This is a genomic window from Pseudomonas sp. P8_241 (assembly GCF_034008315.1).
Lineage (GTDB): Bacteria > Pseudomonadota > Gammaproteobacteria > Pseudomonadales > Pseudomonadaceae > Aquipseudomonas.
Genome location: NZ_CP125377.1, coordinates 1533055 through 1546239, shown reverse-complemented (window position 1 = coordinate 1546239; position 13185 = coordinate 1533055). Strand labels below are relative to the sequence as shown.

The window sequence follows — 13185 nt, the reverse complement described above, 5'->3', positions numbered from 1 at the left end:
GATCGTCTAATTTCCAGGATCAAAAGATCGCAGCCTTCGGCAGCTCCTACGACAAACAATCAAGGGAGATAAAGGCTGAACACTCCACCGCCCAACGGTCCACCGTTGCTGATTTCGGTGCGCCCGCCAACCCCATTGCGCTGATGCAGCGCGGCAATCTGCCCGGCAAAATACAGACCCAGGCCCGTACTGCCACTGCTCTGGTTGATGCCTTGAACATAGTCGGCCTGACGCTCGATCATCTGCGCCGGATAACCCTCGCCGTCGTCGTTGATGGTCAGCACCAGTTGCCCGCCTTCGTCGCTGACGCTGATCAACAACGCATGGCGCGCGTAGCGGATCGCGTTGTTGATGCAGTTGGCCAGAACCGAGGCAATCAACTCGCGGTCGAAGAAACCCAAGGGGCTCAATGGGTCCACTTCATAGGTGACCATGATGCCGCGACTGGCAAACACCTCCTGATGACACGCCAGTTGCGCTTCGATGAAGTCGTCCAGTTCATGGTAGGCCGGTCGCAGGGGCATCTGGTTGACGCCGAGTTTGTACAGCCCCAGCAGCTGCACCAGCATGCCATTGAGGTGGGCGAACTCGAAATCAATCACACCCTGCTCCGGCGTCTGTTGCGCAGGCGCAGGCAAGCGCGCCAGCCATTGGCTGTGGGCTTGCATCAGCAAGGTCAGCGAGTTCTTCATGTCGTGCACGGTGGAAGCGATCACCGTGGAGAAATCCAGGCCCTGCTCGTTGTCGTTCATTCGCCAAACGCCTTGCTTTTGAGCTTCTGATAGCGCGGATACCGCGCGTCCGTTTCGGGCATCAGTCCCACCATTTTCAAGCAGGCCTGGCACTCCTCGAGTTCTGCCGACGCAACGCTGGTGTCGGTGCCATGCAACAACGACTGCGCCATGTTCAGCGCGATACTGATGTTCTTTGGTTGCATCGCCAACGCTTTGCGAAACAGCTGCCGTGCTTCCACCAGGTTGCCGGTCTTGTACACACGCACACCCTGACGGTTGAGGTCCGCCGCAGCGTTGCCTGAGTTGAGGATGGTCGGATCATCGGTTTGCTTGGCGATATCCTTCATCACTACCGGATCGTCGCCGTAGATTTCCACACAGCTTTTCAACATCGCGGTGCCGGCCTCAGACTGGCCCAGCATCTTCAGCTGCTTGGCCACCAGCAGCGCCGCTTCGGCACTCATGAATTGCTCCATGCCATCAAGTCGCAACAAGGCTTGCTCGGTGAGTTTGTCGGCAGTTTCGGCGTCATTGAGCAACAGGCTGGTGGCTTTCATCAGGCGTGCGCGAATTTGCAGCCCTGGATCGCCAGGATTTTCCTTGGCCACAGCACTTAGCGTGGTGTTGATTTCAAGTCGGGTCCGCGTGTCCAGGCCCCGTTCGCTGCCCTTGCTGATCAAGGCGTGGGCCAGGCCAAGATTGCTCTCGGCATCCTTGAAGCGCGACTGCGCGCCTTGGGCCACGGCCTGGCGATAGGCTTTGGAGGCAGTGTCGAAATCTTCGTTGGTCATCGCCAACTTGCCCAGCATCGCTTGCCGGCGCACTGCCAGTGGCGACAGGCGAATCGCTTCTTCCAGCACGCGCTGCGCGCCCCTGGTGTCACCCTCGGTGACCAGCACATCGGCCATGCCATCGTAGAGCGACGGCATCATCGGAAACACTTTAAGGGCCTTTTCGTAAATACCCTTGGCCTGCGCAACCTGGCCGCGCTTGAACAACAACTTGCCCAACCCGGCAAAGGCCCATGGCAAAGGTCGGTCGGCAATGATGCTGTCGTACAAACGCTCCAGTGCTTCGTTTTGATTCAGATCGCGCAGCGCGTCGGCGCGATATCGAAGGCACAGCGGCGAATAGCGAATGTCTTGCTTGCACAGGACGATGCAGGCATTGAGCACTTCCATCGGTTTGCCGCGATCGAGGGCTTGCAGGATCGGCTTGAGCAAGGTCTTGCGCTGCTCCAGCCGCTCCAGGCGCTGGGCCAGGCTGGAACGGTTGAACGGCTTGGTCAGATAGGCGTCAGGCTCATGTTCCAGCGCACTGAGCACCATGGCCTGGCTGGTTTCGGCGGTGACCATGACAAACACCGATTCATGGCTGATCAGCTTCTCCTCCATCAGGTCTTCGAGTACCTGCTGGCCATTCTTTTTGCCATCGCCCAGATGGAAGTCCTGCAGGATGAAATCGTAGGCCTTCTGCGAGCACATTTTCAGTGCCTGCTCGCCGGTATCGGCGGTGTCCACTTCCTTGACCCCCAGTTCGCGCAGCATTGAGCGCACGGAACTGCGGAAGTCCGAGAAATCATCGACGATCAGAAAACGCTTTTGGTGATACGACAGCATCGAAGACTTCCAGGCAATTTAAGAAGAACAACCCAATGGCACATCCACGGATGGACTCAGCTTCGGCGACGCCTGTTTTGGCACGCAGATAATAACTGGCGGCCAGAGGCCATCAACCACCTTCTCATAACTGAGCCCGCATACCGAGCCCGGGAGAGGAACAGATCCGTGATCTGTCCGGGTTATCGGCCAACCATGGCATTCCCTTGAGAACCTCGATTGCCTCCCGAACAATGACCGCGTTTCCACGCAGGTTTTCGATTGTTCGAGGTGTCTAGTCCTGAAATAGGTTTACACCTGTTTCAGTCTCAAAACGCCCGATGCACCGCATCGGGCGTTTTGTATTTCAAGGCCAGATGTGGCCGCTCCGCGTTGTAGATCAGCACCGATTCATCAACCATTCTCACCGCGTCGGCCAGGTTCTTGGGGCGATGCAGCAAAAACTCCGTCTTCAAAATCCCGTTTATTCGCTCCGCCATCGCGTTCTGATAGCAGTCATAGCCATCGGTCATCGAACAAATGACCCCGTGCTTGGTGTGAAAACGCTGATAAAGGTCGGAGCAATACTGCGCCCCACGGTCTGAGTGATGAACCAGCGGCTGCTTGGTTTTCCTTCCTCCTACAGCCTTCTTCAGCGCTTTGAGCACCGACTCTGTATGCAAGCTCTCATGCACATGATGTCCCACTATTTTACGCGAGTAGGCGTCGGTGATCAGGCTCAGATAAGCAACGCTCTCCTGGGTAGGCAGATAGGTTATATCCGCAACCCAAACTTGCTCAGGAGCACAGGCAATGATTTGCTGCGGGCCTGCCTTGAGTAGGTTTGGATGGCGGCGAAATCGATGATGGCTGTGGGTGGTCTTGTGGTATGCCCGCTTGCGAGGGACCAATTCTCGCGCTTCTCGCAGGATGCTGAACAGGCGATCGCGCCCCACCCGCAGACTCGTTTCTGCTTCGGCATGCAGCATATAATGCAGCTTGCGTGTTCCCAGCCTTGGCTGACGCCGCCGCTTTTCCAAGACGAAATCCACGACCTTTTGATCGTCGCTAGCCTTCGCATCAAACGCTCGGTTGCGCTTGTAGTAAGCCTGACGTGAAATGCCCATGAACAGGCAAGCCCTGCTGATACTCAGGTCTTTGACTTGCCCTTGCGCGAGGACTTGCCGGGTCGCTTTTTTACGATGGATACACCGTAGTCGTTCTTCAAGACGTTTACGACAGCCTCGAAAAACAGAGCCTTTTGATTGCTCAGTTCAAGCTGTTCTTCAAGCTCTTTGATCCGCTGCTCGGGTGACAGCGGTACCGTGGACTCGGCCATGGAACTCTTCCTCAGCACTCGAATAGACGCGCCTTGGCTCCAATCCTGCCGACCATGCTTGCGTAACCACACCAACACCGTTGACCGACCCTGGATGCCATAGCGCCGTTGAGCCTCTTTATAACTCAACTCGCCCTTTTCGACCTGATCGACCACCGACAATTTAAAAGCCAGCGTGTAATCGCGCTGACTGCGCCTTTTCCCCGAATCCATTGCTCCCTCCTGAAAATAGGTCAGAAGGTGTAAACCTTATTCAGGACGGGACAAGGTGTACAAAAAAGCCCCTCCAGATCAAAATTCTGGAGAGGCTTTTTTTGACAGCTGAAGGCTGATAATGAGTGGTGTCCCAGGGCAGGTTCGAACCTTTATCTGTGGTACCCCCGGCCTAGCAAGATGGTTACGTTACGACATCTCTGTGAAAAGTAAAGAAAATCAGTGGGCAGCGAGTCTGCTGTCAACAGGAGTCCAATCCCCTGTTGACAGCTAATTCGAGTGGCAGGTCTCCTACCCTTTTAGACCCTGAACGACCCCGTGTACTCCCGCCCTCTGGCAAGCAGCAAATGACCCCTCGACGTCCCACATTGGTGCTGGTTGTGAGCCGCTGTCGTACGCGCACTTGCTCTCACTACGTAGCTCTGCCCAATGTGCTTACTCGTCAGTTCACCAAAGGGCGTGCCCAAACCACAAAAGATTTTCAAGGGATCTGGCGCCCCCACCCAAAAAAAATTCCTGAAAAACGCCCGATAACTAATCCCACCAGTCCATGGGCCAGATTAGGTTCTTTCCACTTAAGTATGCCGACTAATGCGAACGGACACGCCGCATACGCTTCCTCGCGGAATGGATCAGGTTTTTCCATGGAGTGACTTGCTCAGGATGATCACGCGGCTTTCCCCTTAGGGCCTCCGGCAGTGGAAAACCCTACCCTTTGATACGATGCTGCGTATCCGCATTGCACACATATATAGGAGAACAGATTCTTCCTGAGCGATGCGGCCTTAGCACAAATGCGCCGTGAAATACCTCATCACGCTCCAGTTCGCGAGCCAGCCCCTGACTGCGCCGGCCTCACAGATATTACTTCGTGAAATTCCAGCAAGGATCAACCAAATGGAACCCGCGATCCTCGGCATCATCAATAGTTATTTGCAAAAAAAGGCCAACTGCAACGCCATGGCATCATCATAATTCATACCCTTAGTTCAACCGAGGCCGAAGAAAGCAAACCCCTTTCCCCCATGCATCAGGCGAAGTAGCTAACCAACATTTATTCGAATAGAGGCCTATATCCATGGCGAACGGTTGCATGGCGAAGAATTCGCGGGGAATGCATACACCGACACCGCGATGGAGATACCCGTTGTGAAAATTGTGCCGTCATCTGTGTAATCGCCGCACACCGAAGCACTGATTCGAAGTTGACGAAATTCTGCCTGCTGCAAAAGCCGAGCGAGATCGAAGACTGAAAAGCTCAGACACTGCCGGGTTGAGCTACTCGGATGGATTGAGCCGTGAAAGCAGCTGTAAATTGCCTTCACGCCGACGGATAGAAAACATGGAAGGCCTCACGAAAGCCCTCGGTACAGGTTGGATACGGCGCGCTTCAAAAAAATAACGATACGAACCGAAGACTTTTTTGGCTCACCGCCAAAGCGGTAAGTGGAATGGACTGCCTCTGGTCTAGGAAAGCGATACCATTTGTCAGCTAGTTTAAGAGTAAACTATAAGTAGACCCGTTTATTGCGCCACGAAACACATCAAAAACAATACCGTAAGCGCAGCAAGCGCACTCTTAAAAAACCAGTAAATTCATGAATTTAGAAACAGCGCAAAAAAACGTCACTGAGTATCGGAAAACAATACCTAGCAAAACCAGATAGAAATCAGACACTTAAACCATCCGCCCAGAAAATAATTCATTATAAATTGACAAGTTATTATATAAATCCCGCTATTTATTAACTTGATAGTGCCGAAAATTTGCTGTTGACACGCCTCTAAGGCCCTATCTAGAGTCACCAAACGAATGTCCTTCACCTTTGAAAATCTTCCTCCACCACGGCAGACGAGTTATCTGTGGGAGATCGATCATGCTTAATAACTTTTTCTACACGAAAGCCATCTACCTCGGCAAAGAACACCACGTTCTTCGATACGCTGACGAAAAAAAATACGGTATGGAATTCACGCCACTTACAATTCATATGCGTAACTTGATTGAAATCGGCCGACATCATCAAACCATCAGGATGACGGGCCCGTGCACTTCTAACTTCTTAGACTACTTCCTCGAAGGCCTTAAATACATCCAGCCAACGAAACCCGAGGTGAACATGCTTTATCGCGGATACCACTCCTACCTGACGGCGGGAGTGGCAAGTAGCTCTGAGATAGTCCGTTTTATCTGCGAAGCAAAACCATCCCCAATGGTCAGTGTATCAACATCAAAAGCTTACCACTCCTGCATCACGCCATTCCTGGACAGCATAAATACAATTCAACAGACGTATAACGAGTACGTTGAGAACGGTTTGGTTGTTGAACAACCTGAAACTTCTATCCTCATTGAAAGCTTGATGAAGATAACCTCTAATATCATCAAGATTCAGGGCAAGGAAAAGGCGGCAATGAGGCAGCATACTACTCCAATGACTGCCGCTACCGGCAGCAAAATGAGTCGAATCTCCTTCACCAGCCATATTCCATACGAGGAAAATTTCGTGAAAACTCTCGAAGAGCATCAATTTTTCCCTCTTGAGAAAATCTCAGATCTTATTGCAAGTGCTAGCAGCTACCGTAACGCCTGCCTCTATTCATTGATGGGGGCGACTAACGCGCGCGACTCGGAGGCCGATCAAATCCTCTGGCAAGACATCAACTTATCGACACGTGAAATTCTTCTCGTCAATCCCAATACGCGGAAAAATCCAGGCGATGCCTATCGGGGAATTAGTGAAATTGAAAGAAACAAACTGGAATGGAAGGGTCGTAGCACCCCCCTTACAGTTATGTTAGAGCCATATGGAAGCTTCTTCTTTCACAACCTTGAGCTTTATATTCGCTACGAATACAAGGCTAGTTGTGGGCACAACTTTGTATTTCATGACAAGAGCGGAAAGCCATTATACCTCTGCGACTATTCATCAGTGATTTTGCATCAATTTAAGAAAGCAGCGGCAAGAGCCCTCCCTGATCAGCCGCATATCGCAAGTAAACTTGGTCTTCACAGTCTTCGTCATAGCAACATCTATTTCCTTAAAAACTATGTGGAACACAGCAAAGGACAAGGATTGACCGATAGCGAATTGATGTTACTCACGGGCCACAAAGACATTCGTAGCCTTCAAAAATATGCGAAAGTTGACTGGGAAATTTTGCTTGAAAAAATATCTTATGCCAATTATCTAAGGAAGCACGGTGATACTAAATCGAGCACTGAATTCCAAATTCAATATTTAGAGGAACGCTTGAAAACCTTCAAGGAAAAACTGCGCCAACAGGTACATGAGAGTGCGTTAGCATGATAAACCTGACAAAAAAAATGATATTCCTTGCCAACAAGTCCGACCTGCATCTACATGCATCGGCTAGCCTAGAATTAATAATTAAAGTTTTTACGAATACCGGTAAAAACTTCCGCACAGCTATGAAAAAAATTGAAACCTTATTCATACTTCATCCACCCGAACAAATAGAGATCTTGCTGACTGAATGGTATGCGTATGTAGCCTGCAACAAATCCGAGGCTCAACACTCAAAAGATCGACGGCAGCGCTTGTATTTCTCTACACTAACAAAGACAGATATCAAGCCTTCAAAAACGATTATACGATTAATATTTGTTTACCTCCAAAAAAATAAAACCGCAATACTTTCACACAACTTCACTCGCCCTCAAGGCTCAATCACTTCGCTGCCAGAAGTACAGAAGTTATTTTACTGCGAAACAATTCACCCATTCCTTGACCTTGAGACCAACTCAAATAATAACCCAGGGGACGGCAAGCGAAGTTACACTGCGGCACAGCGACTTTGGCAAACTGGGATTAAATCCATTTTAATGTCATCATTCTTCTCACCAGAAGACATCAATACTGCCGATCTTCAGGAGCTTCGGGTAGCGCAGCTTAAAAACAAACGAAATCAGATCCTTCCAATTCCCACTATTCAAATTGCACAAACTCTGTGCAAACGATTTCCCAAAAGAGTGTCAGAAGATGTAGAACGGTGGGTAGCACTATCAATAATCGCGAATGACTCAGCCGCAGTTCAATATAGCAGCTATGAGGCCATAATCATTGATTTACTCAAGAAATATAGCTCGCCCTTTGAAATCACGTTAGGACTAGCTAAATACCGCCGGTATGGGGTTAGCAGTTTCTCCTGCGACACCCTGAGAGGCTACAGAGTTGATCTCCACATTCATCAGGACTGTGAAATATTTATTACAGCGATGAGGGCGTGGTTATCAGCCGAGAAGTCCTTTATTGACCACCAATCACTTGAAAAGCCGAAGAGCCTTCGCTTAGCTTTCGGCAAGTTAAACCTCTATCTATTTGTTTATTTGCCACTGTGGCTCTTGCAGAACCCAACTACTAAATTCAAATATCCCGCTACGCCTTCAAAATTCAGCGGATCTGTACATTACGACTGCCAATTGCCTGAATCGCCAGAAAGACCACTTTCATTGTGCGAGCTATTTCGAGCAATAGGTTACATTGAAAGCAACGGTAGCCAGTCAGAATTTCGCACTTTCTTTAGTTATCTTAGAGATTTCGGTAGCGAGCTAGAAGGATGCTCCGGAATCAGCCAACCCGTGCGAAGCCTTCCCGCGAGCAAAAAATATTCGAATGTCACCAAGAATGTCTTCACCGGCGAACAGCTTAGGCAATTCATTGCATATCATAATGCCTTACACGCCGGAGCTGAATATTTCCTAACGAATTCAAGTCATGTCAAATCATTAGTAGAGAAAGCCAAGCTTCAGAACTCACATGTGGACACGGTCGACTTAGGGTTTGTACCTATTATGTTCTACGAGGGAAAGGTCAGCTATATCCGACGCTTACATCCGGAAACATTCCATTTCGTTACTCATGATCACGCACCCTATTACCATCCTGGATCGGTTATATTCAGTTTATTCTTATTAGAGTGCGGCGTGAGAGGACAGACTCTACAGTGGTTGGATGTAGAGACTTACGACCGCATCTCGCAAAGACTATCACGAGAGTCATTACAGCTCACCACTTTATGGCTTAACACCGATAAAGTTCATAAAATCCCTGTAATCATTCTCACAACGATGGGCAATCTTTGGTTACTTGACGATCAACGGCGCTGGCGCGATTTTATGATCAATGAAGTTGGTGTTAACGGCTTTGAAAAAAAGATTTTTTATGATCATGAGCCGAATTCCCACTGGGGTAAAATCCTTCCATTATTTGTATCCAACCCTGTCACGGGCGACCCGTTTACTGATGGGCAATACACTAGGCTCTGGAATTATCATTGTCTTAACTTCCAAACTTGGCTCAAAGAAACCACAACCGAGCGGAATCCAATTATAGGTTTCTTACCACTGAGAAAAAAACCTGCAAAGACTTTTTTCACTTGGGAGGAGTGGGTCAATAAGATCGACCCTGACGACGTTTTGGTTGTACAGGGCTCTTCTACTAACAGAATGTATCAGGGTGACTACTGTCCTATTTCGCTTCGAGCATATGCAACGCCTCATGGCGCACGGGCTTCTTTCATTACTGACATGTCCATTAATCTGCCGCCAGAGGCTGTCGCTCTACTCACAGGACAAAGCCTTAGTACCATTATTAAATATAATAAAGGACATCACCTGCTTATAGATAGATTAGAGGGGGTATTTAACAATAGAGATTCCGCGTGGTACCTAACTAACTCGTTCAACCCTTCATTCTCTATGGCGGAGACTCGCGACATGCTCGAATGCTCCGCGAGGCAAGGTACTTTACCGAGTGCCATTGATAAGCTTGGACTCTACTCCTTCCCAACGTCCAACAGCCCCCGCGAGATGACTGGATTGAAACTCATAGCGACTGATAGGTCGCTGAGCCTAGGCGCATGCTACACACACATCTGCCCGTACAACTTTATTTGTCCACAGCAAATACTACAGAAATTCGGGGGCCAGAAGAGGTGTGCCCAATGCCCATTTGCTGTGTTTTCAACGCATAACCTTCCTGCGATTGAGGCACACCGGCAGAAGATTGCCGAAGAATATCAAAGCACCTCCAAAGTCTTCGAGAAATACAGCGCCAGTCGCGAAGTCTCACTTGCCGAAATCAGCCGCCTGCAAGAAGAGGTGAAGAATGCAGCTAAGGACGTAATCAGCTGGATGTTCGTTGAGGAAGTTCTGTGGGCGAAAATCGAATTGCAGCAGGAGGCGAATCAGGAAACTGCAGGTAGAGATCTCATCGTTTCCGACAGGAGCACTGTTGTTCAGGAATTGTCTCGATCTGAGTACCGTCCTGATTCGGTCGAAGGATTTCTCACAAGGCTTAGTAGCGTTTGCACTCACCCTGAGTCCATGTCCAGAGATTTCGAATACAAGATTGATCGCGCCACCCGGCTTCTCATGATCAATGACGGCGATATCACGGGGGCGGCGATGATGCCCTCCAGCTTCCCGAGTGCCGTAAAGCTAGCCGGGATGATCCGCTCCAACCTCGATTTCGATAAGTTGGACATTGATCAATTTGTTCGGCTCATAAATCTTGAGGACAGCGATTGGGCGCAAACAATGCTCTCCTACCGACTTACAAAAAGTGAACCTAGGAGCGATGAATGAAAACGCCAAATACATATCGATGGCAGCAAGATCGTATCCAGCAGAGACTGAAAATTATTGAGGATACATTGCTTGAACTAGATGAACGCAAGATGAAATTTGAGCTAGTGACCTATTTGGCTAAATACCTTGCAGATGCCATTTCCACTGAAGAACGTAAGGCGTTGGAGGCAATCAAAAGTTTGAATATAAAAATCTCTACAGTGAAAACTTGCAGGGCGTCCTCGCTTTTGAAATCTAAGACTTATCGTCCAAGGCTGGACATGTGGCTGGGGCGATACAACGACCGAAACGCTCAAGATAGCGCCGAGATCGCTGAGCTCAGATTCAAATTGCTGAGGCTCAGCAACGAACACTCAATTACTCTTGACGAGCTTCATTCTCTTCAGGAGATTCACGGCCGCAGGGCAGATACCTACATTGCCACCACCGAACGCAATGACGGCATGACAATTGCTCAAATGGTTATCCACCACTTTAGTGAATTCTGTGAAATCCATGAGGGAGCACTGGTAGAACCGTCCCCTGGACGCCCGGTAATCGTCCCGAGTAATTTATTCTCTGCCTACCTTAAGTGGAAGTCTAGTCTTTACTAACCCTGCGATTCATCAGGCACATTTCCATGACACAAGAAGCTCCAAAATAACTTCCATGCCTCCGCTCACGGCGCAAGATGTCTGCCAAGTGCTCAAAGACATCACACTGAAGCGCCGCACCATGAAGAGAGCATGCGCACAGTCCTGGGACGAAATTTTCGCCGGGCTTTTCCACATCGAAGTTGAAGGTTGGCACCTCGTGATCTTTAACGATTGCGGCGAGCTCGACTATTGCGATGAGTGCATCAGTCCTGACGGCCGACGCTGGTCATTCGAGAGCGTCGTCCATGATGGTTTAGACCCGATCTTTTTGTTGAGCACTCAAGAACAGGCAGTGCTGGAGCGGCTTCTTCAACAACTGTGAACCGTTCTCCACCCTCTCCCCCACTCTGCGCGTTCTGCTCTGAAGCCAACTAATCAAACCTGCCAACTCCGGCGCGGGGATGCTTCGCCAACCCGCAAAAAAATCAATGGGTATGCGCTTAAGATATTGTTTTGTATGAAAAAACAGTACCACTGATCGACTCACATTGACTCCTAGCCCCTGTCGTCTTTCATACAAAGTAACCAACAGGAAGGAAGCCGTTATGCCCTTTTCAGACTTTTTTCACCCTGAATGCGACCCTATAGAGCGACATGACGCTCCCGATCACTTGGTGTTCAGCTGCATCCAGTGGAAAACCCCAAGCCTTGAAGTAATGCCGCAGCCAGCCAAGCAGAGCTTTGCAGTCATGTACGGCGATCCGTCGAATCCGTTGAATCCATATACAAGCGCGGCCTTGGAGCGCGCGTACATCATGGGAGCGATTTCGGCTGTGAAGCTTATCGCCGTACACGAAGACTCTCTCTACCTTTTTCTGGACGGTGGAGTATCAAGCGCCACCTTCCAAGAGATTGAGTCACTGTGGATACAGGTGATGTGTATGAGCCCCATTCGGCTGTCAGTAGATTTTGCGAACGTTGACGAGGTCTACTCTGGACACTCTGACTACATCTTTTGGCAGGTTGCGAAAGAAATTCTGGAATCCTATAGCTTGGGGATTGAGCAATATGATCTGGCGTCTCTAGATGATTTCTCTCACCTACCATCCATCGACGAGCATGTGTGGCCGTACCTATCGGAAGGAGGCAATGCTCAGCCTGAGGCTATTCAGCACTGCCAGGTCGAAATGCAAAATTTGGCAGACATGATGGGACATTCCAAATGTGTCTGGTCACCGTATTACATCAATCCGGATAATCGGAAGCCTGGCGCGTAATACGTTGCCCCAAGGGTCACGCTTCATTAAAGGCACTGGCCTACCCCACATCGCCTGTCATTACCGTAGCTTTGCCAAAAGGTGCGTACATGATCTATTCCCGACTGCTGTATACAGAACATGAGCATCCCCATGATGAACATGGTGAGGGTGCATACACTATTTTCAGCACTCAGCAGACAATGGACGGTAATTCCACGCCTCTTAGTGCAGTTTCTTTGCAGAAGTTTGCTGTTTTATGGGAAGGTCGCCCCGACACTCGGGTAATCGACTTGATCGAAAAAGGCATCATCAAAGGGGTGCTGGCCCCTGTAAAGCTGTTACATGCTTCTGAGGGTACACTTTTCATTGCATACGACTCCATGCTGGACGACCGCCATTATGAAGGGTTTGTAAACGCTTGGGCGGATATCGCGCCTGGCGCTTTATATGACTGCTGGACGGCAATATTTATTGTTGATCTTAAAGTAACCAATCGAGTCGAGAGCTGTAGGCTGTTTAGAAATTACGCTCCCGAAATCTTGGAGAACAATGTATTAGGCATTACGGAATTCACATCCGATATGTTTCTGTTTTGGGATGAGTGGGATCCTGAAAATATTTTCGGATCAGAGCCTCAAGAAGAGCCTCAAGAAGAGCCTCAAGAAGAGCCTCAAGAAGGATCTGAGGGTCGATACGATTTTGATTCATTTGATGATGACATTAAATTTTAGTGCCAGCAGTCGAATATCTTCTTGTACGCGCCTCTTCCAGAGGACGGCTGTCGTGAACCAAGCCTCGGCGCAGGCGCCGGTCATGGCCCTTCGGGCTTCCATCCTCGCGTCTGCGCGCTCCGC

Annotated in this window: 9 protein-coding genes; 6 read left to right on the top strand and 3 right to left on the bottom strand. The window is 49.6% G+C overall.

What is annotated here, in order from left to right; all coding sequences use genetic code 11:
• Nucleotides 1–59: 59 nt before the first annotated feature.
• From QMK58_RS06910 to QMK58_RS06900, 3 genes are all read right to left on the bottom strand, one after another.
• Nucleotides 60–752, bottom strand: a complete 693-nt coding sequence (locus tag QMK58_RS06910; protein ID WP_053162094.1) for a sensor histidine kinase — start codon at nucleotides 750–752, stop codon at nucleotides 60–62.
• Nucleotides 749–2353, bottom strand: coding sequence for a tetratricopeptide repeat-containing response regulator (locus tag QMK58_RS06905; RefSeq protein ID WP_053162096.1), 1605 nt, complete (start codon nucleotides 2351–2353; stop codon nucleotides 749–751). Before QMK58_RS06905 ends, QMK58_RS06910 begins: the two co-directional genes overlap by 4 nt.
• 308 nt (nucleotides 2354–2661) lie before the next feature.
• A protein-coding gene (locus tag QMK58_RS06900; protein ID WP_320396064.1) for an IS3 family transposase occupies nucleotides 2662–3884 on the bottom strand; the annotation gives its coding sequence in 2 pieces (ribosomal slippage) (nucleotides 2662–3533 and nucleotides 3533–3884; 1224 coding nt in all).
• A gap of 1877 nt (nucleotides 3885–5761) precedes the next feature.
• On the opposite strand from QMK58_RS06900, the gene QMK58_RS06895 reads away from it, so the two are divergent.
• From QMK58_RS06895 to QMK58_RS06870, 6 genes are all read left to right on the top strand, one after another.
• Entirely contained in the window at nucleotides 5762–7195 is a 1434-nt protein-coding gene (locus QMK58_RS06895) for a tyrosine-type recombinase/integrase (RefSeq protein WP_320396063.1), read from the top strand.
• Complete coding sequence (locus QMK58_RS06890) at nucleotides 7192–10494, top strand: hypothetical protein (protein ID WP_320396062.1); 3303 nt, start codon at nucleotides 7192–7194, stop codon at nucleotides 10492–10494. Before QMK58_RS06895 ends, QMK58_RS06890 begins: the two co-directional genes overlap by 4 nt.
• Nucleotides 10491–11090, top strand: coding sequence for a hypothetical protein (locus tag QMK58_RS06885; protein ID WP_320396061.1), 600 nt, complete (start codon nucleotides 10491–10493; stop codon nucleotides 11088–11090). Before QMK58_RS06890 ends, QMK58_RS06885 begins: the two co-directional genes overlap by 4 nt.
• 55 nt (nucleotides 11091–11145) lie before the next feature.
• Nucleotides 11146–11454, top strand: coding sequence for a hypothetical protein (locus QMK58_RS06880; RefSeq protein ID WP_320396060.1), 309 nt, complete (start codon nucleotides 11146–11148; stop codon nucleotides 11452–11454).
• 223 nt (nucleotides 11455–11677) lie between these two features.
• Nucleotides 11678–12349, top strand: a complete 672-nt coding sequence (locus tag QMK58_RS06875; RefSeq protein WP_320396059.1) for a hypothetical protein — start codon at nucleotides 11678–11680, stop codon at nucleotides 12347–12349.
• A gap of 89 nt (nucleotides 12350–12438) precedes the next feature.
• Complete coding sequence (locus QMK58_RS06870; protein ID WP_320396058.1) at nucleotides 12439–13062, top strand: hypothetical protein; 624 nt, start codon at nucleotides 12439–12441, stop codon at nucleotides 13060–13062.
• Nucleotides 13063–13185: the final 123 nt, after the last annotated feature.